The organism is Microbacterium sp. cf046, from assembly GCF_900114345.1.
Lineage (GTDB): Bacteria > Actinomycetota > Actinomycetes > Actinomycetales > Microbacteriaceae > Microbacterium.
The window spans coordinates 1,136,367-1,161,734 of record NZ_FOZJ01000002.1 but is presented as its reverse complement, the minus strand read 5'-3'; the positions used below and the strand labels follow the sequence as shown (position 1 = coordinate 1,161,734).

Sequence of the window (25,368 nt, the reverse complement as noted above, 5' to 3'; positions counted from 1 at the left end):
GCTCATCTGCGACGGCCTCAGGACACGCGGACGTCGAGGCCCAGATCGAGTGCCGGGGCCGAGTGCGTGAGCGCGCCGACCGAGATGACGTCGACACCGGTCTCCGCGATCGCGCGCACGGTCTCGAGTGTGACGCCCCCGGATGCCTCCACGGTCGCGCGGGCGGCCACCTGCTCGACGCCGCGTCGCAGATCGTCGAGCGAGAAGTTGTCGAGCATGATCGTGCCGATGCCGGCGGCCAGCACCGGCTCGATCTGCTCGAGGCGGTCCACCTCGACCTCGACGTGGGTCGTGTGGGGCAGCCGCGCGATCGCACCCTGCAGCGCGGCCGTGACCGAAACGCCCTTCTCTGCGAGCACGGCGAGGTGGTTGTCCTTCGCCATCACGGCGTCCGAGAGCGAATAGCGGTGGTTGTGCCCGCCGCCGCTGACGACAGCGTGTCGTTCGAATGCGCGCAGGCCGGGTGTGGTCTTCCGGGTGTCGGCGATGCGCGCGCCGGTGTGGGCGACCGCGGCGACATACCGCGCGGTCAGGGTCGCGATGCCCGACATCCGCTGCACGAAATTAAGGCCGATCCGCTCGGCGGTCAGCACCCCGCGCGCGGGACCGTTGACGACCGCGAGCAGGGCACCGCGCTCGAAGACCTCGCCGTCCTGCACCATCAGCTCGACGTCGATCTCCGGGTCGGTGAGCCGGAACGCGGCGGAGAACACCTCACCGCCGCTGAAGATGCCCGCCTCCCGTGCGATCAAGTCCGCTCGCGCCGTCGCCGACTCGGGAATGAGCGCTTCGCTCGTGATGTCGCCCCACGGCGCATCCTCCTCGAGTGCGGCAGCGACCGCCCTGTCGATCGTTGTGCGGGTGAGCATCAGGCGACTCCGCTCGAGGCCGGAACCTGTGCCGCGGCATCCGCCCTCACCTGGCCCGGATCGTCGCGCCGGTAGTGCGCGCCGACCGATCCGCGGCGGGCGAGCGCGGCGGCGACGAGCTGCTCGGCGACGACGAGGAGGTTCTCGTCCTCGAACTCCGCCTCGGTGTGCGGGGTGCGCCGGTCGGCATGCCAGACGGCGATCACGGATGCCGCGTGCTCGAGGCCTTCGGCGTCTCGGACGAGTCCGGCGTCCTCCCACATGAGGTTCTGCAGTGCGCGACGGGTGAACGCAGGCACGGGGTCCAGATCGTCGACGGTCGCGGTGACCGGGAGGACCTGGTGCGCCGTCGCGCGCGGCGCGGTCCACCGACCGGATGCCGCGTCCTCGGCGATCGCATCGCCGGCACGGGCGCCGAACACCGCGCCCTCCAGCAGCGAGTTCGAGGCCAGGCGGTTGGCGCCGTGCACACCGGTGCGGGCGACTTCGCCGACCGCGTACAGCCCGGGCAGCGTGGTGCGCCCGTCGAGATCGGTCGTGACCCCGCCCATCAGGTAATGGGCGGCGGGCGTCACCGGGATCGGCTCGCGCGCCCAGTCCAGTCCGCGGTCCCGCACCGCGGCGTCGATCGTCGGGAAGCGCCGCGCGAGGAAGGCCGCGACCTCCTCCGGCGTGGCGCGCAGATGCGTGGCGTCCAAGAACACCGGCCGACCGTCCTGCGCCTCCATCTGGCGGGCGATCGCCCGCGCGACGACGTCACGGGGGGCGAGTTCGCCGTCGGGGTGCGCGTCGAAGGCGAAGCGCCTGCCGTTCTCGTCGATGAGGGTGGCGCCCTCGCCCCGGACGGCCTCCGAGACCAGGAACGACTCGCCGATCGCGAGCACGGTCGGGTGGAACTGGAAGAACTCCAGGTCGGTCACATCCGCGCCCGCCCGCAGCGCGGCGGCGATGCCGTCGCCGGTCGCCACGGCGGGATTCGTCGTGTGGGAATACAGCTCGCCCGCACCGCCCGTCGCGAGGACGACCGCGTCCGCATCGATCCGCTCCCGTCGGCCGGCGATCGGCGGTGTCGTCTCGGATGCGGCGACGTCGCCGATGAGCAGCTCGACACCGGCCAGGCGTCCGCTGACCAGGACGAGGTCCATGAGGAAGGCGTGTTCGATCACGCGGACCTCGCTCGCGCGAAGACGTGCGACGAGGGCCTTCTCGATCGCGGTGCCGGTGGCATCGCCGCCGGAGTGCAGGATGCGCGGATACGAGTGGGCTGCCTCGAGCCCCTTGACGAACGCGCCGTCGGCTCCGCGGTCGAATGCGACGCCCAGGGCGATCAGCTCGCGGATGCGCGCGGGACCCTCATCGACGAGCACCCGCACCGCCTCCGGGTCGCTGAGACCAGCGCCCGCCGTGAGGGTGTCGCGGACGTGGTCCTCGGCACGATCGTCGTCGAACATGACGCCGGCGATGCCTCCCTGGGCGTAGCGAGTGTTCGCGTGCTCGAGCACGTCCTTTGTGACCAGGGTCACGCGGCAGCCGTGTTGGACGGCGTGGAGCGCGACCGTCAGGCCGGCGATGCCGCTGCCGACGACGACGGCATGCACCGCCGGTGATCCGGTCGTTCGCTGCGTCATGAGGCGTTCTCCCACGCGGATGCCGGTGCGGCGGGCGGCTTGGCGGCCAGCATCCGCTCGAGGGCGAGACGGGCCGGGTCGGCGACATCCTGCGGGACGGTGATGCGGTTGAGCACCTCGCCGTTCACGAGTCCCTCGAGCACCCACGCGAGGTAGCCGGGGTGGATGCGGTACATCGTCGAGCATGGGCACACGACCGGGTCGAGGCAGAAGATCGTGTGCTGCGGATTGTCTGCGGCGAGGCGCTGCACGAGGTTGACCTCCGTGCCGATCGCGAAGGTGGTCGGCTCGGCGGCCCCCTCGATCGCGCGGCGGATGTAGTCGGTCGAGCCCGACTCGTCGGCCGCGTCGACGACCGCCATCGGGCACTCGGGGTGCACGATCACGCGCACACCGGGGTGCTCGGCGCGGGCCTTCTCGATCTGGTCGACCGTGAAGCGGCGGTGCACCGAGCAGAACCCGTGCCACAGGATGACGCGCGCGTTCTCCAGCTCGCCGGCGGACGCGCCTCCGAGCGGCTTGCGCGGATTCCACATCGGCATCTGCTCGAGCGTCACGCCCATGGCCTTCGCCGTGTTGCGACCCAGGTGCTGGTCGGGGAAGAACAACACGCGGCGGCCCCGCTCGAACGCCCACTCGAGCACGGTCTGCGCGTTCGACGACGTGCACACGATGCCGCCGTGACGGCCGACGAATCCCTTGATCGCGGCCGAGGAGTTCATGTACGTGACCGGGATCACCGGGACCAGGCCGTCGGCATCCGGCGCGTCCATGTCGCCGTAGATCTCGGCCAGCTGCTCCCAGCACTCCTCGACCTGGTCGATGTCGGCCATGTCGGCCATCGAGCATCCCGCGGCGAGGTTGGGCAGGATCACCGCCTGCTCGGGCGTGGAGAGCAGGTCGGCGGTCTCTGCCATGAAGTGCACGCCGCAGAAGACGATCGCCTCAGCCTCCGGGTGGGCCTTGGCCGCATTCGCGAGCTGGAAGGAATCGCCGACGTAGTCGGCGTGCCGGACCACCTCCTCGCGCTGGTAGAAGTGGCCGAGGATCATCACCCGGCCGCCGAGCTTCTCCTTGGCCGCGCGCACGCGCGCATCCAGTTCGTCCGGGGATGCCTCGCGGTACTCGACGGGCAGTTCGCCCTGACGCGGCGAGCCGACCGGGATCACGTCGCCCATCGACGAGCCCGGGCCGTAGCCGGGTCGGTCATCGAAGTTCCAGGGCCCTGCGGCGAGGTCGGTGTTGCAGGTCTCCGCCGTGGATGCGCCGGAGACGATCGCCTGGATCTCGTGGTCGATCGAAGGGTCGACCGGCAGCGGGGGGAGTGTGAGTGATGTCGCGGACATGGCGTGCTCGATTCGATCTCGAAAGGGTTCAGTGTCGGACGACGAGGGGGCCGCGGTCGGCGAGCTCGACGTCCTGGTTGTAGCGGTAGAGGCGGGCAGGGCGATGGCTGCCGGTGCGGAAGCGATCGGTCGGGATCAGGTTTCCGGAGTTCTCGACCTGACGACGGAAGTTCGCCGGGTCGAGGCGTCGTCCGAGGATCGACTCGTACACCTCGCGCAGCTCGGCGAGCGTGAACTCGTCGGCCAGGAGGCCGTGCGCGATGCGGCTGTAGCCCACCTTGTTGCGGAGGCGCCAGAGCGCGTACTCCACGATCTCGTTGTGGTCGAAGGCGAGCAGCGGCAGCTGCGCCGCCTCGAACCACGTCACGTTCTCCACGTCGTGGTCGGGGATCTCATCGGGGCGCACGAGCGCCCAGTAGACGATCGAGACCACGCGACCGGGGGAGCGGTCGACCGCGCCGAAGGCGTACAGCTGCTCGAGGTAACTGGGAGCGATGCCGGTCGTCTCCGCGAGGGTGCGGGATGCCGCGGCGTCGAGACTCTCGCTGGTGTCGAGCCAGCCGCCCGGCAGCGCCCACAGGCCCTCGTGCGGATCGCGTGTGCGGCGCACGAGCGGCAGGACGATGGCGGCGCGGTCCGAGACGGGGTCGCGACGGAGGGTGAAGATCACCGTCGATACGGCGACGCGCGTGACGTCGTCGGTCGTCGTCTCCGCGCTGGTGATGCCGGGAATCAGGGTTGTTTGTGTCATGGTGACCATTACCTCGCATCCGATCTTAGTGTCACTCTGACCCGAAGTGCAAACCTGCTGTGGATTCGAGGTCGCTCCGAGCGCGGCCACAGGAAGCGATGCGTACGCTGATCGTGCGAACCGGAACACGACAGGGCGGAGGAGAACGTGGTCGTCGTCGACGTCGTGCTGATCGCGCTGCTGCTCGTCGCGCTCCTCGTCGGAGTGCAGAGGGGCCTGCTGGCGAGCCTCGGCGTGCTGATCGGAATCGTGCTCGGCGGAGTGGCGGCGTTCTGGCTCGTCCCGATCGTGAACGACGTGTGGCCGTGGCAGAACTCACGGGTGGTCGTCGTGATCGGACTCGCGATCGCACTGCTGATCGGCGGTGCCGCGGCCGGCGGAGCGATCGGCGGCGCACTGCGCCGCGGCGTGGAGCGCAGCGCGCCCCTGCGGGTCGTCGACCGCGTGCTCGGCGGAGTGCTCGCCGTGCTGGCCGGGGCCCTCTCGCTGAGCCTCATCGCCTCGAGTGTCGCGGCCACCGGCATGCCGGGGCTCTCCACCGCGCTGTCCTCGTCCCAGGTCCTGCGGACGATCGACGCGCTCACGCCGCGGCCGGTCGCCGAAACGCTCGCGCGTGTGCGCTCCGCCGTCCTGGACGACGGCCTTCCGCAACTGGGGGTGCTGCTCGACCTCGACGTGCAGCCGACCGCGCCGCCGGTGGCGCTCGACGATCCGGAGCTGACCGCGGCCGCAGCATCCGTCGCCCGCGTGTCGGGCGTCGCATTCGCGTGCGGCACCAGCGCTTCGGGATCAGGATTCGTGATCGCGCCGGATCGTGTCGTGACGAATGCGCACGTCGTCGCGGGGGTGTCCGCCCCTGTCGTCGAGCTCCCGGGGCAGCCCGCCCGAGAGGGCCGCATCGTCTACTTCGATCCGATCGACGACCTGGCGCTCATCGCTGTCGACGACCTCGGCGCTGCGGCGCTCGGCGTGGTGGAACCCCTCACCCCGGGGACCGCGGCGGTCATCCAGGGCTATCCCTACGGCGGTCCGTTCACGATGGTCAATGCCGAGGTGATCTCCGCCGGTTCGGTGTTCGTGCCCGACATCTACGGCGATTCGAGCGAACTCCGCGACATCTACGCGCTCGCCGCGCAGGTCCATCCCGGAAACTCCGGCGGACCGCTCCTCACGGCGGACGGGCTCGTCGCTGGGGTCGTCTTCGCCCGCGCCGAGACGGATGCCGACCGCGGCTACGCGATGACCACGAGCGAGCTGCAGCCCGTGCTCGCGGGGGCATCCGGCTGGACCTCCCCGGTCTCGACCGGGTCGTGCACGGGATGACACGCCGTGCAGAGCGCGAACGCTATGCTTGCAGGACAAGTCGATAAAGGCCAATAACCCGGACGGGAGAGCCTCGGCAGCGCGTGTGATCACGCAGCCGGGCACCGAAGGAGCAAGCCTCCCCGCCAATCTCTCAGGTAATGCGTACCGCCCGGGCTCGGCCGCTCTGGAAAGCGATCCTTCGAGGATCCGCCGACGGTGAAAATCCCTGCATCCCATCAGTGAATCGGATGCAGAGGTGAAACTCTCAGGCCCATGACAGAGGGGGAGTTCAAAGGCGCCGACCCCGGCACCTGCCCGCACGAGACCGGGAGAACTCATGACCGACCCCCGCCCCACCGAGGCGCAGCCCGAAAGCGCGCTCCGCTACACGCTGCTGCGCGAGCGCCACGAAGCGCTCGGTGCGTCATTCACGGACTTCGGCGGGTGGGCGATGCCCGTGCGCTACAGCTCCGACCTCGCAGAGCACCACGCCGTCCGCACCGCCGCGGGCCTGTTCGACATCTCGCACATGGCGGAGTTCTTCATCGACGGCGCAGGTGCCGCCGAGTTCCTGGACTTCGCGCTCGCCGGGCGCCTGTCGACGATGGCGACCGGGAAGGCGAAGTACTCGCTCGTGCTGGATGAGAGCGGCGGAATCGTCGACGACGTGATCGTCTACCGGCTCGCCGAGGAACGGTTCCTGGTCATCGCGAACGCCGGCAATCGCGCGGCGGTCGCCGCCGCGCTGGTCGAGCGGGCTGAGGGGCGGTCCGTGGCCGTCGTCGACGCCACGGACGAGTATTCGCTCGTCGCAGTGCAGGGTCCTCGGGCGCGCGCCGTGCTGGACGCCACCGCCGGGCTCGGCTCGTTCGCCCATCCGCTGGACGACCTGAAGTACTACGCCGCGGTCGCGGCATCCTTCGGGGATCAGCCCGTGCTGGTCGCCCGCACCGGGTACACCGGTGAAGACGGCTACGAGCTGCTCGTGCCGAACAGCGCGGCGGGCGCGCTCTGGGACGCGCTGCTGGCAGCGGGTTCGCCGCTCGGGCTCGTGCCCGCAGGACTCGCCGCGCGCGACACGCTGCGGCTCGAAGCCGGGATGCCGCTGTACGGCCACGAGCTCTCACTCGACATCGTCCCGGCACAGGCCGGTCTTGCACGCGCGGTCGCGCTCGACAAGAGCGACTTCGTCGGGCTCGCCGGGCTGTCGGCAGTCGTCGCGACGGACGCACCCGTGCTCGTGGGCCTCGCGTCCGAGGGCAAGCGCGCCGGACGCGCCGGCTATGCGGTGCTGGACGCCGACGGCGCGGTCGGCGAGATCACCAGCGGCGCGCTGAGCCCGACGCTGGGGCATCCGATCGCCATGGCGTTCGTCGTACCCGCCGCGAGCGCACCGGGCACCGAGCTGTTCATCGACGTGCGCGGAACCCGCATTCCCGCGACCGTCACCGCCCTCCCGTTCTACCGTCGTGCACGAAGCACGACGTGACCCGCATCCAGCAACACCCCTCATCCGACCGGAGGAAGAAGTGACCGACCTCAACAGCCTCAAGTACACCGCCGAGCACGAGTGGATCGCGATGGACGGCGACGTCGCTACCGTCGGAATCACGGACTACGCGGCCGACAAGCTCGGCGACGTCGTCTTCGTCGAGCTTCCCGCCGTCGACTCCGGAGTCTCAGCCGGCCAGGTGGTCGGCGAGATCGAGTCGACGAAGTCCGTCGGCGAGCTGTACGCGCCGCTCACCGGTGATGTCGTCGGAGTGAACGAGGCGGTCGTCGATGACCCGTCGCTGGTCAACAGCGACCCATACGGCGACGGCTGGCTCATCAAGCTCCGCATCGACGGGTCCGCTCCTGCCGAGCTGCTCGATCGCGAGGCGTACGTGGCGCTCACGGGCGGCGAGGAGTGAGCGAGGTCACGACCGCGTTCGGCCGGCCCCGCGGTTTCGTCGACCGTCACATCGGAACGGACGCCGCGGCTCAGGCGCTGATGCTGGGCGCGCTGGGCTACGACTCCGTGGACGCCCTCGTGCAGGCTGCGGTTCCGGCATCCATCCACGTGACCCCGCGTCGGACCTCCGACATCCCGCCGGCGGCGACCGAGGCGGAGGCGCTGGCGGAGCTGCGCGAGCTCGCCTCGCAGAACCGCGTCGCGCGGCCGATGATCGGCCTGGGCTATTACGACACGTTCACGCCGTCGGTCATCTCGCGCAACGTGCTGGAGAACCCGTCCTGGTACACCGCGTACACGCCCTACCAGCCCGAGATCTCACAGGGGCGCCTCGAAGCGCTCATCAACTTCCAGACGATGGTCACCGATCTCACCGGGCTGGCGACGGCGAACGCCTCGATGCTCGACGAGCCGACGGCGGTCGTGGAGGGCATGCTCGTCGCCCGGCGCGCCTCGAAGTCCGCCTCGAACGTGTTCGCGGTCGATGCCGACGCGATGCCGCAGACCAAGGCCGTGCTCCGCGCACGCGCCTCCGTGGTCGGGATCGAGCTCGTGGAGCTCGACTTCGCGAACGGCGCGACGCTGCCCGACGCGCTGTTCGGAGTCTTCGTGCAGTATCCGGGCGCTTCGGGTCGGGTGTGGGATCCGGCGGGTGTCATCGACGCCGCCCACCTCGCGGGAGGGCTCGCGGTCGTCGCGGCCGACCTGCTCGCGCTCACGCTGCTGCGCTCGCCGGGCTCGCTGGGCGCGGACGTCGCCGTCGGAACGACCCAGCGATTCGGGGTTCCGCTCGGCTTCGGCGGTCCGCACGCCGGGTACATGGCCGTCCGGGCTGGGCTGGAGCGCCAGCTGCCGGGACGCCTTGTGGGCGTGTCGCAGGATGCCGCGGGCCACGCTGCCTACCGACTGTCGCTGCAGACGCGTGAGCAGCACATCCGCCGTGAGAAGGCGACGTCCAACATCTGCACCGCCCAGGTGCTGCTGGCAGTGATGGCCGCGATGTACGCCGTGTACCACGGCCCCGATGGGCTCCGTGCGATCGCGACCGAAGTCGCGCGGAAGGCTGAAGCGCTCGCCGAGCGCCTGCGCTCGTACGGCCTGTCGCTGCGCTCGGACTCGTTCTTCGACACCATCCAGGTCGTCACGCCCGGTCCGTCCCGGCGTGTGATCGAGCGGGCTCGGTCGCGCGGGTATCAGCTCTTCTGGGTCGACGACGCGACGGTGGGCGTCTCGGTCGACGAGACCACGACCGCCGACGATCTCGCGTCGGTCGCCTGGGCCTTCGGACTGCCGTCGGCCGATGAGCACGGCGATCGCGACGTGCCGTTCGCGGATGCCGCCCCGCTGGCAGGTGTCAGCGACGCGCTGCTGCGCGACGACGAATTCCTGACGCACCCCGTGTTCAACACGCATCGCAGCGAGACGGCGATGATGCGCTACCTCAAGCAGCTGGCCGACCGCGACTACGCGCTCGATCGCGGCATGATCCCGCTCGGCTCGTGCACGATGAAGCTCAACGCGGCGACCGAGATGTCGGCGGTCTCATGGCCGGAGTTCTCCCGCGTGCACCCGTTCGCCCCCGAGTCTGACGTGCGCGGATACCTCGCGATGATCGAGCAGCTGGAGACGTGGCTCGCGGAGGTCACCGGCTACGACGCGGTCTCGCTGCAGCCGAACGCCGGCTCGCAGGGCGAGCTCGCAGGGCTCCTCGCGATCCGCGGCTGGCATCGCGCGAACGGCGATACGGACCGAACGATCTGTCTCATCCCGTCGTCCGCGCACGGCACGAACGCGGCATCCGCGGTGCTGGCCGGCATGAAGGTCGTCGTGGTCGCGTGCGACGAGGCGGGCAACGTGGATCTCGACGACCTCCGGGCGAAGATCGCGCTGCACGCCGCCGAGCTGGCCGCGCTCATGATCACGTATCCGTCGACGCACGGCGTCTACGAGCACGATGTGCTCGAGATCACGCAGGCTGTGCACGACGCGGGCGGCCAGGTGTACGTCGACGGCGCGAACCTCAACGCCCTCCTCGGATACGCGCGGTTCGGCGACCTCGGCGGCGACGTGTCGCACCTGAACCTGCACAAGACGTTCGCGATCCCGCACGGCGGCGGCGGCCCCGGTGTCGGGCCGGTGGCTGCCAAGGCGCATCTGGCGCCGTTCCTGCCCGGCCATCCGTTCTCGCAGCGCGCCGATCACGCCGGCGGGTTCGTCTTCGACGGTGGGGCTGTTGCAGGCGCTCCGCACGGATCTGCCGGCATTCTGCCCATCTCGTGGGCGTACGTGCGGATGATGGGCGCGGAGGGGCTGCGCGATGCGACCGCCGCGGCCGTGCTCGCGGCGAACTACATCGCGACCCGGCTGAAGGACCACTACCCGGTGCTCTACACCGGCGAGGGCGGCCTCGTGGCGCACGAGTGCATCCTCGATCTGCGACCGCTGAAGGAGGAGACCGGAGTCTCCGTCGACGACGTCGCCAAGCGTCTGATCGACTACGGCTTCCATTCGCCGACGATGTCGTTCCCGGTTGCGGGCACGCTCATGGTGGAGCCGACCGAGTCCGAGGATCTGGCCGAGATCGAGCGCTTCATCGAGGCGATGATCGCGATCCGCGCCGAGGCTCGGGCCGTCGCCGCGGGGGAGTGGCCGGCCGATGACAATCCGCTCGTGAACGCCCCGCACACGGCGGAGTCCGTGGTCTCCGGCTCGTGGGAGCACCCGTACTCGCGCGAGCTCGCCGTGTACCCCGTGCACACCCTCGTGCGCACCAAGTACTGGCCCCCGGTTCGCCGGATCGACCAGGCGTATGGCGACCGCAACCTGGTCTGCGCGTGCCCGCCCGTGGAGGCGTTCGCGTAACCGCGCCTCGGTCCCTGCTCGGCGAGGCCGTATGCGCGGCGCGAGACTGCACTTGTGCGTCGAGACTGCAACCCCGCGCCGAGACTGCGGGTCCACCCCTCAGTCTCGGCGCGCGGGTGCACTCTCGATGCGGCTTGCCCGCGGCGGCCGCAGGACGCTGCTGAGGCCGTAGAGCTCGCGCGAGGACTCCGCGCCGACGGGTCGCAGACCCGCCTGGAGCAGGGTTTCGCGGAGCGGGCCAATCTGCGCGACATCGCGCCATCCCCAGTGCCCCAGCCCTGACGCGTGGCGCCGGAGCCGCCGATCCCGTTCCTTCTCGCGTGCGATCGCGGCGGCTGCGGGGCCGAAGGAGCCGTCGTACTTGATCTCGCCGTCGGCCTCGCCGATGACATGTGCGTCCTCCCACCACATGTCGACGCGGTCCACGACGCCGTCTCGGCGGAATTCGACCTGCAGTTCCGGGTCCGCGAAGCCCAGCCACTCGATCGCTGCGCGGCTCACCGATTCCAGCACGGTCTCAGCCAACGGGGTGGCGCGGTGCAGTGCCCAACGCGCCAGTCGCCGTCCGCGACTGTTGACACGGCTCTCGTTCTGGGCGACGAGCCCTTCGACGGTCAGGTCGGATTCGAGGCGGAGCGCGGCATCCGCCACCGCCAGCCCGATCGCGCCGTGGCGCCCCCGGGCGAGGTCGATCACGGTGTCGGCGAGCGAGGTGATGAGAATGCCGCCCCTGCTGTCGACCACGCGATCCTCCGCAGTCACATGGACACGGATGCCGCCGCTCGAGCGGGCTGTGGCTCCCGGCGTGTCCAGAATGTGGACCTCCGGCGGTTCGCCGAACACCGGTAATCCGCGGATCGCCGCCGCGGACTCGCGGTAGAACACGACACCCGGATGCGTCATCGCCACCGCGTGCACGCGCGCCTCATAACGGCGCCACGGCGGAAGCGCCAACCAAAGGGAGGAAGGAGCGAGGATTCCGCGTCTCACCCGGATGAGCTCACCGGAGGCGACACCGCGCTCAGCGTGCGGGATGACCGACGAGCGGAACAGCGGCAGGGGCGGCTGCGCCGCGAGGAACCGGGCCGGGGGCGTGTCTATCGTGAGCGTCATCCCGGCACTTTCGCGCGTCTCGCCGGCACACGGACCGGCCGACGCCGGCCTGTGCACCGCCGCCATACGGCCCACGGCTGTGCAGGAAGCGATCGGTCGCAGCATCCCGACCGCGAAACTGCAACTGCGCGCCGAGACTGCGGGGGAGACCCGCAGTCTCGGCATCCGAATGCGGTCTCGGCGAACGATGGCCAGACGGATGCGGGGGCTAGGCGGCAGGCGTCGGGGTCGGGGTCGGAGTGACGGTCGGTGACGGCGCTGGCGCGAAGACGCCGGGCCACAGCGCGGCAGCCAGCGGGTAGCCGACGAACGCGACGATGTCCAGGAGCGTGTGCGCGATCACAAGCGGCATGATTCGTCCCCACCGCCGATAGCACCATCCGAAGACGACGCCCATCACGAAGTTGCCGACGATCGCTCCGACGCCCTGGTACGCGTGATACGCGCCGCGCAGCGCCGCGGTCGACAGGATGATCGCCCACCAGGACCAGCCGAGCCGGCGCAGCCGATCGAACAGGTACGCGATGAAGATGACCTCCTCGGTCAGCCCCGCCCGCACCGCAGCGAGCACGAGCAGCGGCACCGTCCACCACGCGGCATCCAGCGGCGAGGCGACGACGGCCACGTTCAGTCCCAGCATCCGCGCGACCGCGTACAGTCCGAGTCCCGGAATGCCGATCACGGCGGCCAGCAGGATGCCGCGACCGAGGTCGCCGCCGAAATGCGTGAAGTCCAGCCCGATCCGTCGCAATGCGTTGTGCCCCGGCTCCCAGAGCAGGTAGACGACCAGAGCCACCAGGGCCAGTCCGAACACGATTCCGAGGAACTGGTACAGGACGTTCCAGAGGACCTCGGCATCCCGATTCGGGTTCAGCTGCGTCTGCTGCTGGCCGATCGGCGTCGTCCGCAGCGACGCGCGCAGCAGCGAGAGCAGCGAATACAGCGCAGACTGCCCGACGGTGACGGCCAGGACGATGCCGATCTCCCACCACAGCCGCGTTCGCGCGGCCGGGTCAGTGGCAATCCTCACATCCGAGGGGCCCGTCGCGGACGTCATCTTGTCAGATTGCCACATTCAAGATCAATTGAGTTAAGGCTCTGTAACGTTTTCGCGAGTTGTTATGAACATCCGAGACCACATGCTTATCGTTTCTCTATCCGCGCCCCGGCAGACTCTGTGCTGTCGTGTGCGCACAACCCTGCACAGGAGGAATCAGTGAGAATGAAGCGCATCTCGGCGGCGGTGGCTCTCACCGCAGTCGGCGCACTCGTAATCTCGGGTTGCGCAGCCACCGAAGGTGGCGGCGACGACTCGGGTCTCGTCGAGGGATCGTCGATCACCGCCGCGTGGAACCAGCCGTTCTACTCGTACAACGGCAACACGTCGTTCGGCAACGCGACCGCCAACAACAACATCACGTATCTGACGCTCGGCGCGTTCAACTACTACAACAACACCCCCGAGCTCGTGCAGGACACGTCCTTCGGATCGTACGAAGTCGTGAACGAAGACCCGCTCACCGTCAAGTACACCGTCGCTGACGGCGTCAAGTGGTCGGACGGCACCCCCGTCGACGCAGCGGACCTGCTGCTCGAGTGGGCTGCCCTCTCGCGCTCGCTCGACACGCCGGACTTCGACCCGGCCGAGTTCACCGACCCCGACACGGGCGAGTTCACCGACGCGTTCCCGACCGACGTCGTCTACTTCGACTCGGGCGCCACGCCGACCGCGGGCCTCGGCCTCGTGACTGAGACGCCGGAGATCGGCGACGACGGCCGCTCGATCACGATGAAGTACGACGCGCAGTTCGTCGACTGGGAGCTCTCGTTCCCGTCGCCGCTGCCGGCGCACGTCGTGGGCAAGAACGCCCTCGGCATCGAGGACAACGCTGAGGCCAAGCAGGCCGTCATCGACGCGATCCAGAACGAGGACGACGCAGCCCTCGCGCCGATCTCGTCGTTCTGGAACGGTGGATTCAACTTCACCGAGCTGCCCGACGACCCGGACCTGTACCTATCCAGCGGCCCGTACATGATCAGCGACTTCGTCGCCGAGCAGTACATCACCCTGACGGCGAACCCGGAGTACACCGGCGACCTCAAGCCGAACATCGAGGAGATCACGATCCGCTTCATCCCCGACCCGCTCGCTGCGGTTCAGGCGCTGGAGAACGGTGAAGTCGACATCATCTCGCCCCAGGCGACCGCCGACATCAAGACCGCGCTCGACGCGCTCGATGGCATCACGGTCATCACCGGCTCCGAGGGAACGTACGAGCACCTCGACCTGCAGTTCGATCAGGGCAAGAACCCGGAGAACATCTTCTCGAACCCCAAGGTTCGCGAGGCGTTCCTCAAGACGGTTCCGCGCCAGGAGATCGTCGACAAGCTCATCGTCCCGATCGCCGGCGAGGACGCGACTCTGCGCAGCTCGCAGATCTTCGTTCCCGGTGCTGAGGGCTACGACGAGTCGGTCGCCAACAACGGCTCCGACGCGTTCGCCGAGCCCGACATCGAGGGCGCCAAGGCGCTGCTCGCCGAGTCGGGCATCACCGACACGTCCGTCTGCATCCTGTACGCGACGAACAACCCGCGTCGTGTGAACGAGTTCGCGCTCATCCAGGCGTCGGCCAACCAGGCCGGCTTCAACGTGACCGACTGCGGTTCAGACCAGTGGGGCGGCCTCCTGGGCACCCCGGGTGCCTACGACGCATCGTTCTTCGGATGGCAGTCGACGAGCCTCGGTGTGACCAACTCGCTGCCGACGTTCCAGACCGGTGGCATCAACAACCTCACGTTCTACTCGAACGCCGAGGTCGATGACCTGGTCACGCAGCTGAACGTGGAGTTCGACGCAGACAAGCAGATCGAGCTGCAGCAGCAGCTGGACAAGGCCCTGTGGGACGACTTCTACGGTGTGACCATCTTCCAGTTCCCCGGCGTCACCGCCTTCAGTGACCGTGTGGAGGGCATCGACCCGTCGATCCTCGCTCCCACGATCTTCTGGAACGCCTGGGACTGGGCAGTGACGGACAGCGGCTCGGACGAGGGCTGACAGCTGTAGCGGTTCGCACTGAGCTCCGGCTCACGTGAACCGAGGTGGGGTGCAGGTCCCTTCAACAAGGGGCCTGCACCCTCACCCGTTACACTTCTCGCAGTGGTAGAGCATGCGGCCGGTGATGACGCCGGCGCGGCCTGTTCCCGCTGACTCACCGATTGGCAGGCGGCCACAACATGGCTTCATTCATCATCCGGCGGTTGATCGCGTCGATCTTCGTGCTCTTCGCCGCGACCTTCCTGATGTACATCCTCACCACCTTCGCGGGCGATCCTCTCGAAGAGCTGAGGCAAGGCAATGCTCCGAACAAAGTCGAGCTCATCGAAGCTCGCACCAAGCTCCTCAACCTCGACGTCCCGCCCCCGCTGCGCTACTTCCTGTGGCTCGGCGCCCTGTTCCGCGGTGACTTCGGGGTCAGCGTCCAGAACCAGCCGGTCAACATCCTGCTGTCGAACGCGATCGCGTCAACGCTGACGCTGGTCACCACGGCTACCGTCGTCGCGATCATCCTGGGCCTCACGGTCGGAATCGTCTCGGCCCTTCGCCAGTACAGCGGATTCGACTACAGCGTGACCCTGGTCTCGTTCCTGTTCTTCTCGCTGCCGATCTTCTGGGTCGCGGTGCTGCTGAAGCAGTACGGCGCGATCCGCATGAACGACTGGCTCGCCGAACCCACGATCGCGATACCCGCGGTGATATTGATATCGCTGATCGCGGGCTTCCTGTGGATGTCTCTGCTCGGCGGCAAGGCGAAACGCCGTCTGATCGTGTTCGGCACGGCCACCGTCGCGACCGCCGCCGTGCTGATCTACCTGTCGGCGACGCAGTGGTTCGCAGATCCGAGCATCGGGATCGTCGTGTACAGCGCGTCGGCAATCGGCATCGCGTTCGGCGTGACGGCGATCTCGACCGGTCTGCGCAACCGCCGGGCCCTCTACGCCTCGCTGGTCGTCGCACTGATCGGCATCGGGCTGTACTACCCGATGATCAACTACATCCTCAACGGCATGACGCTCTGGTTCTTCCTGCTGCTGATGGTGCTGGCGGTCGTCGTGAGCGGCCTGATCGGCTTCTTCATGGGCGGCGCCGATCGGGGGCCGGTCGTCCGCACGACGGCCATCGTCGGCTTCCTCTCCGCCGGGCTGATCGCGCTGGACAAGTACATGTCCTACTGGGAGGTCTACGCGAACTCGAGTCGTGTGCGCGGGCGGCCGATCGCCACGGTCGGCGCATCCACGCCGGGGCTCGGCGGCAACTTCTGGGTGCAGGGCATCGACCTGTACACGCACCTGCTGCTTCCGACGATCGCGATCATCCTGATCTCGTTCGCGAGCTACACGCGCTACTCGCGTGCGAGCCTCCTCGAGGTCATGAACCAGGACTACATCCGCACCGCACGCGCCAAGGGGCTCACGCAGCGCACGGTCATCGTGCGCCACGCGTTCCGCAACGCGCTGATCCCGATCACCACGATCATCGCCTTCGACGTCGGCGCGATCATCGGCGGCGCGGTCGTCACCGAGACCGTCTTCGGCTGGAGCGGCATGGGCCGGCTGTTCGTCGACGGGATAAATCATGTGGATCCGAATCCCGTGATGGCGTTCTTCGTCATCACCGGCACGCTCGCCGTGCTCTTCAACCTCATCGCGGACCTCGTCTACGCGGCCCTCGACCCGAGAATCAAGGTGGGCTGATGAACACCACAACCGCTCAAGACCCCGACGTCAACTCCGCAGCTGCCGTCGCCGAGATCTCCATCGAGCAGAAGGAGACCGAGGGCCTCAGCCAGGGGCAGATCGTCCGTCGCCGGTTCTTCCGCCACCGCGGCGCGCTGATCGCGATGATCGTGCTCGCATTCATCGTGGTGCTCGCATTCACGTCCGTGGGCGTGGACCTGTGGGGCCTGAAGATCCCGGGCTGGTGGATCTACACCTGGACCGAGATCGCCCCGAAGCTCAACAACGGCGTCCCGACGCTGAGCCTGTTCCCGCCCGCACTGGGCGAGCACCCGTTCGGCCAGGACGAAGTCGGCCGCGACATCTTCGCCGTCGTCATGCGCGGAGCGCAGCAGTCGCTCATGGTGATGGTCATCGCCGGCGTGGTGGCCACCGTGATCGGCGTCGTGATCGGCGCGGTCGCCGGCTACTACGGCAAGGCGACCGACTCCGTGCTGATGCGCTTCACCGACGTCATCATCACGATCCCGCTCATCGTGATCGGCGCGGTGCTCGGCAAGACGTTCGGCAGCCTCGGCGCCGCCGTCCTCGGCGTCGTCATCGGCGTGTTCGCCTGGACCACGATGGCCCGCCTGGTGCGTGGCGAGTTCCTCACCCTTCGCGAACGCGAATTCGTGGATGCCGCGCGCGTGTCGGGTGCCCGTGACCGGAGGATCATCTTCCGCCACATCCTGCCCAACGCGGTCGGCGTGATCGTCGTCAACGCGACGCTGCTGATGGCGGGAGCGATCCTGCTGGAGTCCGCGCTGAGCTACCTCGGCTTCGGCGTCCAGCCTCCCGACACGTCGCTGGGCAAGATCGTCTCCGACAACCAGGCGGCGTTCTCCACGCGGCCGTGGCTGTTCTGGTGGCCCGGTATCTTCATCATCGCGATCGCGCTGTGCGTCAACTTCATCGGCGACGGCCTGCGCGACGCGTTCGACCCGCGTCAGAAGAAGATGCCGAGCGAGCGTGCGATGCGACGCGCAGGACGAGCGAGCGGACCGGTCGTTCCGATCCTGGACACCACGGAGCCGAAGGAAGGGCACACCGTGACGGTGGCGATGGAGGCCGTGTACACGGGCGATGTCGTCAACTACCACGATCAGCGACCTGAGGAGCCGGGAGACGCCCAGAACGAGCCCCTCAACCCGGAGCGGTGACAGTGACGCTGCTAGACCAGCAGACCGATCACCGTCGCCGCGGCGAGGGCCGCGATCACCGTGACGGTGGCGTAATGCCACGTCACCGTGAAGGCTTCGGGGTCCTCTCCGCTCGCGAACGCGCCCGAGTCGCGGAGGCGCTCCCAGTGACCGCGGATCGCCTGCGCCAGGTTCCCGGACGGCGTGCTCAGCGCGTCGCTCGGGCGAAGGCTGCCGTGTTCGCCCTTCGCAGTCTCGCCTATGCCGTCGAAGTCCTTCCGAGCGAGGCCGAATGCGCGGTGCCGGCCGGGAGCCGGCGTGGCCCAGACGGGAATCTTCCCGTGCGAGGTGTGGATCGTCAGGGAGTAGCGGGTGTCGATGTCCTGGATCGACGGCCACGGGATGAAGTAGGTGCGGAACACGTTCTCGACCGTGACGCCGTGCTCCTGCATCCGCAGACTGGGTCGCCAGAACAGCGCCCAGGCGACGGCGGCGACGAGGATGATCGGCCAGACGTAGCGGATCGCCGAGGCGGCGTCCCCCCAGAACAGCGCGACGACACCGAAAGCGCACACCACCACGGTCACGACAGCGAGCGTGCGGCCGAAAGCCGGCCTGTACAGAACCTCCTGGAACGCCATGACCTCAAGCTTTGCAGATGGGACACACCGAATGACTGACACGACGGGCATCGCCGCCGAGATCGCGGCGTCGCACAAGGCCCTGCCGGAGACGATCCTGGAGGTCGACAAGCTCGGCGTCGAGTTCTGGGTCGAGGGCGAGTTCTACCCCGCCGCGATCGATATGAACTACGTCGTGCGCCGAGGCGAGGTGCTCGCGATCGTCGGCGAGTCCGGCTCGGGCAAGAGCACGAGTGCGATGGCGCTCCTGGGCCTCCTGCCGGAGAACGCCCGGGTGACCGGGTCGATCAAGCTGCTGGGGCGCGAGCTGCGCGGCGTGGACGACGCGACGCTGCGGTCCCTGCGCGGCAACGAGATCGCACCGATCTTCCAGGAGCCGATGACGGCGCTCAACCCGGTGTACACGATCGGATTCCAGATCATGGAGGCGCTGCGCTCGCACGATCGCGGCATGGCTCCGTCGATCGCGAAGGAGAAGGCGATCGAGCTTCTCCGCCTGGTCGAGATGCCGAACCCCGAGGTGTCGTTCAACAAGTACGCACACCAGCTCTCGGGCGGTCAGCGCCAGCGCGCCATGATCGCGCAGTCGATCTCGTGCGACCCGCTGCTCCTGATCGCCGACGAGCCGACCACCGCGCTCGATGTGACCGTCCAGGCGGAGATCCTCGACCTGCTGCGCAACCTGCACAAGCGGCTCGATTCGGCCATCATCCTCATCACCCACGACATGGGCGTCGTGGCCGACCTCGCCGACCGCATCATGGTCATGAAGAGCGGTGTCGTGGTCGAATCCGGCACTGTGCAGCAGATCTTCCACGCGCCGGAGCACCCCTACACGCAGCAGCTGCTCGCATCCGTGCCGCACCTCGGTCTCGGCGTCCTGGAGGAAGCCGAAGTCGAAACGGATGCGGTCGGGGAGGACGGCTACGTCGTCCCGGCGATCGCCGCGATCCGCGAACGGGCGTCCGAGGCCGCGGAGGAGGTCATCGAGACCCGCGCCCCGGTGCTGTCGTTCGAGGACGTCGCGATCGACTACCCCAAGCGCGGCCGCGTGCCCGCGTTCCGCGCCGCGGAGCACATCGATCTCCGGATCTATCCCGGTGAGATCGTGGGGCTCGTGGGGGAGTCCGGCTCGGGCAAGACCACGCTCGGGCGCGCGGCGATCGGGCTGATCCCGATTGCGGAGGGCAAGCTGACCGCGGTCGGGACCGACATCTCGAAGGCGTCGCAGAAGGATCTGTTCGCGATCCGCCGTCGCACGGGCATCGTCTTCCAGGACCCCGCGTCCTCGCTGAACCCGCGTATGCCGATCGGGCAGTCGATCGGCGAGCCGATCCTGCTCGCCGGCGAGGCCAAGGGCAAGGATCTGGACCGGCGCGTCGAGACGCTCCTCGCCCAGGTGGAGCTGCCTCGTTCATACCGGAACCGCTTCCCGCATGAGCTGTCCGGCGGACAGCGTCAGCGTGTCGGCATCGCGCGCGCCCTGGCTCTCGCCCCCGAGCTGCTGGTCGCGGACGAGCCGACCTCGGCGCTGGACGTCTCGGTGCAGGCGCGGTTCCTCGACCTCCTGCAGGAACTGCAGCAGCAGCTGCAGTTCGCCTGCCTGTTCATCAGCCACGACCTCGCGGTGGTCGACATCCTCGCGCACCGCATCGCCGTGATGCACCTCGGCAAGCTCGTCGAGGTCGGCACGCGCGACGAGATCCTGCGTGGCGCGAGCGACGCGTACACGCAGCGCCTGATCGCGGCCGTGCCGGTTCCCGATCCCGAGCAGCAGCGCGTCCGCCGTGAGGCTCGTGCGCTCCTGCTGAGCGCTTCGCGGCAGGTCGACTGACGGTTCGCGCGGCTCGGACCGAGTCCGAGAGGGACGCTCAGGAAGCGCCCGGTAGACTGGGTGATGCCCGGCTCCGGGCGCTTCCCCGCTCTGCAAGGATTCTTCATGGTGCGCGCCCTCCGTTCAGACCTCCGCAACGTCGCGATCGTTGCTCACGTCGACCACGGCAAGACGACCCTGGTCGACGCGATGCTGCGCCAGACCGGCTCATTCGGCTCGCATGAGCACATGGAAGAGCGCGCCATGGACTCGAACGATCTCGAGCGTGAGAAGGGCATCACGATCCTCGCCAAGAACACGGCGATCACCTACTCGGGCGAACACGCCACCGAGGGTCCGGTCACGATCAATGTGATCGACACCCCCGGTCACGCGGACTTCGGCGGCGAGGTCGAGCGCGGCCTGTCGATGGTCGACGGCGTCGTGCTGCTGGTCGACGCGAGCGAGGGCCCGCTCCCGCAGACCCGCTTCGTGCTGCGCAAGGCGCTCGAGGCGAAGCTCCCCGTCATCCTGCTGGTCAACAAGACCGACCGCCCCGACGCGCGCATCGCCGAGGTCGAGGAGGAGGCGCACGATCTCCTGCTCGGCCTCGCGAGCGATCTCGTCGATGACGTGCCGGATCTGGACGTGGACGCGCTCCTGGACGTGCCGGTGGTGTACGCGAGCGGACGCGCCGGCGCGGCATCCCGCACCCGACCCGAGAACGGCAGCCTGCCTGACAACGACGACCTCGAGCCCCTGTTCGAAGCGATCCTCGAGCACGTCCCCGCCCCGTCGTACGACGACGAGGCGCCGCTGCAGGCGTGGGTCACGAACCTCGACTCGAGCCCGTTCCTCGGACGGCTCGCGCTGCTGCGCGTCTTCAACGGCACGCTCAAGAAGGGCCAGACCGTGGCATGGGTGCGCGCGGACGGCACGGTCAGCAGCGCTCGCATCACCGAGCTCTTGAAGACCCGCGCGCTCGAGCGCTACCCCGCCGAGAGCGCCGCCCCCGGCGACATCGTCGCGATCGCCGGCTTCCCCGACATCACGATCGGCGAGACGATCGCCGACCCCGACGACGTGCGCCCGCTGCCGCAGATCCACGTCGACGACCCGGCGATCTCGATGACGATCGGGACGAACACGAGCCCGCTCGTGGGCAAGGTCAAGGGCCACAAGCTCACCGCCCGCATGGTCAAGGATCGCCTCGACCGCGAGCTCGTCGGCAACGTCTCGCTCAAGATCGTCGACATCGGGCGACCGGATGCGTGGGAGGTCCAGGGCCGAGGCGAGCTCGCACTGGCGATCCTCGTCGAGAACATGCGCCGCGAGGGCTTCGAGCTGACCGTCGGCAAGCCCCAGGTCGTCACCAAGAAGGTCGACGGCAAGACGTACGAGCCGTTCGAGCACCTGACCGTCGACGCACCCGAGGAGTACCTCGGCGCGATCACGCAGCTGCTGGCCACCCGCAAGGGCCGCATGGAGGGCATGACCAACCACGGCACCGGTTGGGTGCGCATGGAGTTCGTCGTCCCGTCGCGCGGGCTGATCGGATTCCGCACCGAGTTCCTGACCACGACCCGCGGCACCGGCATCGCGAACGCGATCTCGCACGGCTACGAGCCGTGGGCGGGACACATCGTGTCGCGCCAGAACGGATCCATCGTCGCCGACCGCTCCGGTGTCGTGACGCCGTTCGCGATCATCGCGCTCCAGGAGCGGATGTCGTTCTTCGTGCAGCCCACGCAGGAGGTCTACGAGGGCATGGTCGTCGGCGAGAACTCGCGCAACGACGACATGGACGTGAACATCACGAAGGAGAAGAAGCTGACCAACATGCGTCAGTCCACCTCCGACACGTTCGAGTCGATGACCCCGCCGCGCCAGCTGTCGCTCGAGGAGAGCCTCGAGTTCGCCCGCGACGACGAATGCGTCGAGGTCACCCCCGAGATCGTGCGCATCCGCAAGGTGAACCTCGATGCGACCGAGCGCGCGCGCGCGACCTCGCGCCTGAAGCGTCAGGACGCCGGCGTCTGACGCCCGCTCCCGTCCGCGCGGACGGGCCACGGATGCCGCGGCGGCACGTTCCGCGACGCGGTCGCGCTCGGTAGGCTCGGGCGGGTGACTCTCGAGCGCCCGGCATCCGACCCGGAGAGTCGCCGCGCCTGGCGTCAGGGCCTCGGTGTGGCGCTGGCCACGAGCGCGTACGGAGTCTCGTTCGGAGCGCTCGCAGTGGCCGCCGGACTCGACATCTGGCAGACCTGCGTCATGAGCCTCGTGATGTTCACGGGTGGATCGCAGTTCGCGTTCGTCGGGGTGATCGCCGCAGGCGGCCTCCCTGCGGCGCCCGCCGCGATCGCGTCGGCATCCCTCCTTGGAGTGCGCAACATCGCGTACGGGATGCGGATGTCGCCCGTGATCGGAACGGGATTCTGGCGCCGCGTCGCCGCAGCGCAGTTCACGATCGACGAGTCCACGGCGGTCTCGCTGGCCCAGACGACGAGCCGCGCGCGAACGCTGGGGTTCTGGGTGACCGGCATCGCGATCTACGTCGGCTGGAACCTCTCGACCCTCGCCGGCGCCCTGCTGGGAGACGTCCTGGGCGACCCGAAGGCGTACGGACTCGATGCCGCGGCGGCGGCGGCGTTCCTCGCCCTGCTGTGGCCCCGGCTGCGGCACCGGCAGCCCATCGCCGTGGGGATCGCCGCCGCGGTCGTGGCCACGATGCTGACGCCCGTGCTGATGCCGGGCATCCCGGTGCTGGTGGCCGCAGTGGTGGCGATCATCGTCGGATGGTTCAACTGGCTGGGCGTCAGCGAGGAGCCGCCGGATGAGCCCGAGGACGTCGCCGAGAGGGTGGGGCTGCCGTGACCCTGTGGACCGCCGTGCTCATCGCATCGATCATCTGCGTCGCGCTCAAGACGCTCGGCTATCTGGTGCCCCAGCGCTTCCTCGAGGCGCCGCGCCCGGCACGGATCGCCGATCTGCTCACCGTCGCGCTGCTGTCGGCCCTGGTGGCCGTGCAGACGCTCGGCGCGGGCCAGGAGATCGTCCTCGACGCGCGCATCCCCGCCGTGCTGGTCGCAGCGGGCCTGCTGCTGCTGCGCGCCCCGTTCCTGGTCGTGGTGATCGCCGCGGCGCTCACCGCGGGCCTGCTGCGGCTGTGGGGGTGGGCCGCATAGTGAGCGCCTAAACTTGCCCGCGTGAACACGCCCTCCGCGACGGACGCCCCCTCCGGGCCATCGCCCCAGACCCCGGGCCTGCGGTCGCGGGCCCCCCGCATCGCGACCTGGATCGTCGCCTTCATCGTGGGAGCCGTCTACGGGCTCGCGGGCACGATCGCGCACTCGTACACGGTGGGCTGGTTCCCGCTCGGGCTCGTGCTCGCGATCATCGGGAGCGCGGCACTGCTCGCCTCCGTGCGGCTGCTGACGGCCGACCGCTGGGCCGCGCTCGCCACCGGTTTGGGGATGATCCTCGCGACGCTCGTCTTCTCCGGCCGCGGTCCGGGCGGGTCGGTCATCGTCCCGCAGACCGAACTGGCCATCGCATGGACGATCGCGGTCCCCGTTCTCGTGGTGCTCGTCGTCGCGTGGCCGAACCGGCGGATTCAGGCCGAGGAGGATCCCGAGCCGCGTCTAGACTGAACTCGTGACGTATGTGATCGCTCTTCCGTGCGTGGATGTGAAAGACCGCGCCTGCATCGACGAATGCCCGGTCGACTGCATCTACGAGGGTGATCGGATGCTGTACATCCACCCCGACGAGTGCGTGGACTGCGGTGCATGCGAGCCCGTCTGCCCGGTCGAGGCGATCTACTACGAGGACGACCTGCCTGACGAGTGGCAGGACTACTACAAGGCGAACGTCGAGTGGTTCGAGGATGTCGGATCGCCGGGTGGAGCCGCCAAGGTCGGCGTGATCCACAAGGATCATCCCGTGATCGACGCGCTGCCGCCGCAGGCTCCGTAAGCCCGTCATGGGCGTCGCTGACCTCGCCGACTACCCCTGGGATGCGGTCGCTCCGTACGCGGCGCGCGCGGGCGCGCACCCCGACGGCATCGTCGATCTGTCGATCGGCTCGCCCGTCGATCCGACGCCGCCGCTCATCGCCCGGGCACTCGCCGCGGCGACCGATGCGCACGCCTACCCGCAGACCGTCGGCACGCCCGCTCTGCGTGAGGCGATCGTCGACTGGTACGCGCGGCGCCGCGGTGTGCCGGGCCTCACACCGGACCACGTGCTGCCGTCGATCGGCTCGAAGGAGCTGGTCGCGCTCCTGCCGCTCCTGATGGATCTCGGCCCGGGCGACACGGTCGTGCATCCGCGCGCGGCGTACCCGACCTACGAGGTCGGCGCGCGACTGGTGGGGGCGACGCCGCTGGCCTCGGACGAACCGGCGGACTGGCCCGAGGGAACGCGGCTCGTCTGGCTCAACTCGCCGGGCAATCCCGACGGCCGAGTGCTGGATGCCGCATTCCTGCGCACCGCAGTCGCCCGGGCCCGCGAGCTCGGTGCGGTGCTCGCGAGCGACGAGTGCTACGCGGAGCTCGGGTGGGAGGCGCCGTGGGACCGCGACCCCATCCCGTCGGTCCTGGACCTTCGCGTGACCGGCGGCGATGCGACCGGCATCCTGTCGGTGTACTCGCTCAGCAAGCAGTCGAATCTGGCCGGATACCGGGCCGCGTTCTTGGCCGGCGATCCGGCGCTCGTCGCGAGGCTCGTGACCGCACGCAAGCATCTCGGGCTCATGCTCCCCGCGCCTGTGCAGTCGGCCATGATCGCGGCGCTCGGCGACGACGAGCACGTCGAAGCGCAGAAGGAGCGGTACCGCGCCAGACGCGCGACCCTCAAACCGGCGCTCGAAGCCGCCGGTTTCCGCGTCGATCACAGCGAAGCGGGGCTGTACCTCTGGGCCACAGAGGGCCGTGACGCGTGGGAGAGCGTCGGCCGGCTCGCCGATCTCGGCATTCTGAGCGGGCCGGGCCATTTCTACGGCGCGCACTTCCCGCAGCACGTGCGCCTGTCCCTCACGGCCACCGATGAACGGATCGCGGCCGCGGCGGCGCGTCTGGGCGGTGCCTGAGCATCGGAGGAATCCTCCATCGGATGCCGCGCGCCTTTGGTCGTGTCCGCAGTATGCCGACGGCGCCATTAGGCTGTAGGAG

The 25,368-nt window shown here is 69.0% G+C and carries 21 protein-coding genes and 1 riboswitch; of the genes, 14 read left to right on the top strand and 7 right to left on the bottom strand.

Annotated features, from left to right (window positions below):
• Positions 1-17: 17 nt before the first annotated feature.
• The 4 genes from nadC to BM349_RS11765 are packed head-to-tail and all read right to left on the bottom strand — an operon-like array spanning position 18 to position 4,594.
• Entirely contained in the window at positions 18-869 is an 852-nt protein-coding gene (gene nadC / locus BM349_RS11780; RefSeq protein ID WP_091707014.1) for a carboxylating nicotinate-nucleotide diphosphorylase, read from the bottom strand.
• Positions 869-2,497 (bottom strand): L-aspartate oxidase, encoded by a 1,629-nt coding sequence (gene nadB, locus BM349_RS11775; protein ID WP_091707013.1) that lies wholly within the window; start codon positions 2,495-2,497, stop codon positions 869-871. The genes nadC and nadB overlap by 1 nt, the downstream gene beginning before the upstream one ends.
• A complete protein-coding gene (gene nadA / locus BM349_RS11770) occupies positions 2,494-3,843 on the bottom strand; it encodes a quinolinate synthase NadA (protein WP_091707012.1) in 1,350 nt (449 codons plus the stop codon). The genes nadB and nadA overlap by 4 nt, the downstream gene beginning before the upstream one ends.
• A gap of 28 nt (positions 3,844-3,871) precedes the next feature.
• Positions 3,872-4,594 carry an NUDIX hydrolase gene (locus BM349_RS11765; RefSeq protein WP_091707278.1) on the bottom strand — a complete coding sequence of 241 codons (723 nt, stop codon included), beginning with the start codon at positions 4,592-4,594 and terminating at the stop codon, positions 3,872-3,874.
• 147 nt (positions 4,595-4,741) lie between these two features.
• Between BM349_RS11765 and BM349_RS11760 the strand changes: the two genes are divergently transcribed.
• The 4 genes from BM349_RS11760 to gcvP all read left to right on the top strand — a co-directional run bounded on the left by BM349_RS11760 (position 4,742) and on the right by gcvP (position 10,715).
• On the top strand, positions 4,742-5,917 hold the full coding sequence (locus tag BM349_RS11760) for a MarP family serine protease (protein ID WP_091707011.1): 1,176 nt from the start codon (positions 4,742-4,744) through the stop codon (positions 5,915-5,917).
• Positions 5,918-5,970: 53 nt separating this feature from the next.
• Positions 5,971-6,077: riboswitch (glycine riboswitch) on the top strand.
• A 159-nt stretch (positions 6,078-6,236) separates the two neighbouring features.
• Positions 6,237-7,388, top strand: a complete 1,152-nt coding sequence (gcvT, locus tag BM349_RS11755) for a glycine cleavage system aminomethyltransferase GcvT (protein ID WP_091707010.1) — start codon at positions 6,237-6,239, stop codon at positions 7,386-7,388.
• A gap of 40 nt (positions 7,389-7,428) precedes the next feature.
• Positions 7,429-7,812 carry a glycine cleavage system protein GcvH gene (gene gcvH / locus BM349_RS11750; protein WP_091707009.1) on the top strand — a complete coding sequence of 128 codons (384 nt, stop codon included), beginning with the start codon at positions 7,429-7,431 and terminating at the stop codon, positions 7,810-7,812.
• Positions 7,809-10,715, top strand: a complete 2,907-nt coding sequence (gene gcvP, locus BM349_RS11745; protein WP_091707008.1) for an aminomethyl-transferring glycine dehydrogenase — start codon at positions 7,809-7,811, stop codon at positions 10,713-10,715. The genes gcvH and gcvP overlap by 4 nt, the downstream gene beginning before the upstream one ends.
• A 99-nt stretch (positions 10,716-10,814) precedes the next feature.
• On the opposite strand, the gene BM349_RS11740 is transcribed toward gcvP, so the two are convergent.
• Complete coding sequence (locus tag BM349_RS11740) at positions 10,815-11,828, bottom strand: hypothetical protein (RefSeq protein ID WP_091707007.1); 1,014 nt, start codon at positions 11,826-11,828, stop codon at positions 10,815-10,817.
• 208 nt (positions 11,829-12,036) lie between these two features.
• On the bottom strand, positions 12,037-12,885 hold the full coding sequence (locus BM349_RS11735; RefSeq protein ID WP_254773843.1) for a CPBP family intramembrane glutamic endopeptidase: 849 nt from the start codon (positions 12,883-12,885) through the stop codon (positions 12,037-12,039).
• A gap of 165 nt (positions 12,886-13,050) precedes the next feature.
• On the opposite strand from BM349_RS11735, the gene BM349_RS11730 reads away from it, so the two are divergent.
• The 3 genes from BM349_RS11730 to BM349_RS11720 all read left to right on the top strand — a co-directional run bounded on the left by BM349_RS11730 (position 13,051) and on the right by BM349_RS11720 (position 17,764).
• Complete coding sequence (locus tag BM349_RS11730; protein ID WP_091707005.1) at positions 13,051-14,883, top strand: ABC transporter family substrate-binding protein; 1,833 nt, start codon at positions 13,051-13,053, stop codon at positions 14,881-14,883.
• Positions 14,884-15,062: 179 nt separating this feature from the next.
• Entirely contained in the window at positions 15,063-16,580 is a 1,518-nt protein-coding gene (locus tag BM349_RS11725) for an ABC transporter permease (protein WP_091707004.1), read from the top strand.
• Positions 16,580-17,764, top strand: a complete 1,185-nt coding sequence (locus BM349_RS11720; RefSeq protein WP_091707003.1) for an ABC transporter permease — start codon at positions 16,580-16,582, stop codon at positions 17,762-17,764. Before BM349_RS11725 ends, BM349_RS11720 begins: the two co-directional genes overlap by 1 nt.
• Before the next feature lie 11 nt (positions 17,765-17,775).
• Here the strand turns inward: BM349_RS11720 and BM349_RS11715 are convergent, their stop codons facing one another.
• Positions 17,776-18,384 (bottom strand): PH domain-containing protein, encoded by a 609-nt coding sequence (locus BM349_RS11715; protein WP_091707002.1) that lies wholly within the window; start codon positions 18,382-18,384, stop codon positions 17,776-17,778.
• 31 nt (positions 18,385-18,415) lie between these two features.
• Between BM349_RS11715 and BM349_RS11710 the strand changes: the two genes are divergently transcribed.
• The 7 genes from BM349_RS11710 to dapC all read left to right on the top strand — a co-directional run bounded on the left by BM349_RS11710 (position 18,416) and on the right by dapC (position 25,286).
• Positions 18,416-20,218: a dipeptide ABC transporter ATP-binding protein gene (locus BM349_RS11710; protein ID WP_091707001.1), complete on the top strand. Its 1,803-nt coding sequence runs from the start codon at positions 18,416-18,418 to the stop codon at positions 20,216-20,218.
• A gap of 105 nt (positions 20,219-20,323) precedes the next feature.
• Positions 20,324-22,237, top strand: a complete 1,914-nt coding sequence (gene typA, locus BM349_RS11705; protein ID WP_091707000.1) for a translational GTPase TypA — start codon at positions 20,324-20,326, stop codon at positions 22,235-22,237.
• A gap of 84 nt (positions 22,238-22,321) precedes the next feature.
• Complete coding sequence (locus BM349_RS11700) at positions 22,322-23,071, top strand: AzlC family ABC transporter permease (RefSeq protein ID WP_091706999.1); 750 nt, start codon at positions 22,322-22,324, stop codon at positions 23,069-23,071.
• On the top strand, positions 23,068-23,382 hold the full coding sequence (locus tag BM349_RS11695; protein WP_091706998.1) for an AzlD domain-containing protein: 315 nt from the start codon (positions 23,068-23,070) through the stop codon (positions 23,380-23,382). Before BM349_RS11700 ends, BM349_RS11695 begins: the two co-directional genes overlap by 4 nt.
• A 21-nt stretch (positions 23,383-23,403) precedes the next feature.
• A complete protein-coding gene (locus BM349_RS11690) occupies positions 23,404-23,847 on the top strand; it encodes a DUF6113 family protein (protein WP_368086673.1) in 444 nt (147 codons plus the stop codon).
• A 4-nt stretch (positions 23,848-23,851) separates the two neighbouring features.
• Positions 23,852-24,172: a ferredoxin gene (gene fdxA, locus BM349_RS11685; RefSeq protein ID WP_091706997.1), complete on the top strand. Its 321-nt coding sequence runs from the start codon at positions 23,852-23,854 to the stop codon at positions 24,170-24,172.
• Positions 24,173-24,179: 7 nt separating this feature from the next.
• Positions 24,180-25,286, top strand: a complete 1,107-nt coding sequence (gene dapC / locus BM349_RS11680; RefSeq protein ID WP_091706996.1) for a succinyldiaminopimelate transaminase — start codon at positions 24,180-24,182, stop codon at positions 25,284-25,286.
• Positions 25,287-25,368 lie beyond the last annotated feature (82 nt).

Excerpts from the sequence above, each read along its gene's own strand:
- BM349_RS11765 (WP_091707278.1), bottom strand. The coding sequence starts at position 4,594 with ATGACACAAACAACCCTGATTCCCGGCATCACCAGCGCGGAGACGACG.
- BM349_RS11725 (WP_091707004.1), top strand. The coding sequence starts at position 15,063 with ATGGCTTCATTCATCATCCGGCGGTTGATCGCGTCGATCTTCGTGCTC.
- gcvT (WP_091707010.1), top strand. The coding sequence starts at position 6,237 with ATGACCGACCCCCGCCCCACCGAGGCGCAGCCCGAAAGCGCGCTCCGC.
- nadB (WP_091707013.1), bottom strand. The coding sequence starts at position 2,497 with ATGACGCAGCGAACGACCGGATCACCGGCGGTGCATGCCGTCGTCGTC.
- BM349_RS11710 (WP_091707001.1), top strand. The coding sequence starts at position 18,416 with ATGACTGACACGACGGGCATCGCCGCCGAGATCGCGGCGTCGCACAAG.
- typA (WP_091707000.1), top strand. The coding sequence starts at position 20,324 with ATGGTGCGCGCCCTCCGTTCAGACCTCCGCAACGTCGCGATCGTTGCT.
- BM349_RS11715 (WP_091707002.1), bottom strand. The coding sequence starts at position 18,384 with ATGGCGTTCCAGGAGGTTCTGTACAGGCCGGCTTTCGGCCGCACGCTC.
- dapC (WP_091706996.1), top strand. The coding sequence starts at position 24,180 with ATGGGCGTCGCTGACCTCGCCGACTACCCCTGGGATGCGGTCGCTCCG.
- nadC (WP_091707014.1), bottom strand. The coding sequence starts at position 869 with ATGCTCACCCGCACAACGATCGACAGGGCGGTCGCTGCCGCACTCGAG.
- BM349_RS11740 (WP_091707007.1), bottom strand. The coding sequence starts at position 11,828 with ATGACGCTCACGATAGACACGCCCCCGGCCCGGTTCCTCGCGGCGCAG.
- nadA (WP_091707012.1), bottom strand. The coding sequence starts at position 3,843 with ATGTCCGCGACATCACTCACACTCCCCCCGCTGCCGGTCGACCCTTCG.
- BM349_RS11735 (WP_254773843.1), bottom strand. The coding sequence starts at position 12,885 with ATGACGTCCGCGACGGGCCCCTCGGATGTGAGGATTGCCACTGACCCG.
- BM349_RS11730 (WP_091707005.1), top strand. The coding sequence starts at position 13,051 with ATGAAGCGCATCTCGGCGGCGGTGGCTCTCACCGCAGTCGGCGCACTC.
- BM349_RS11720 (WP_091707003.1), top strand. The coding sequence starts at position 16,580 with ATGAACACCACAACCGCTCAAGACCCCGACGTCAACTCCGCAGCTGCC.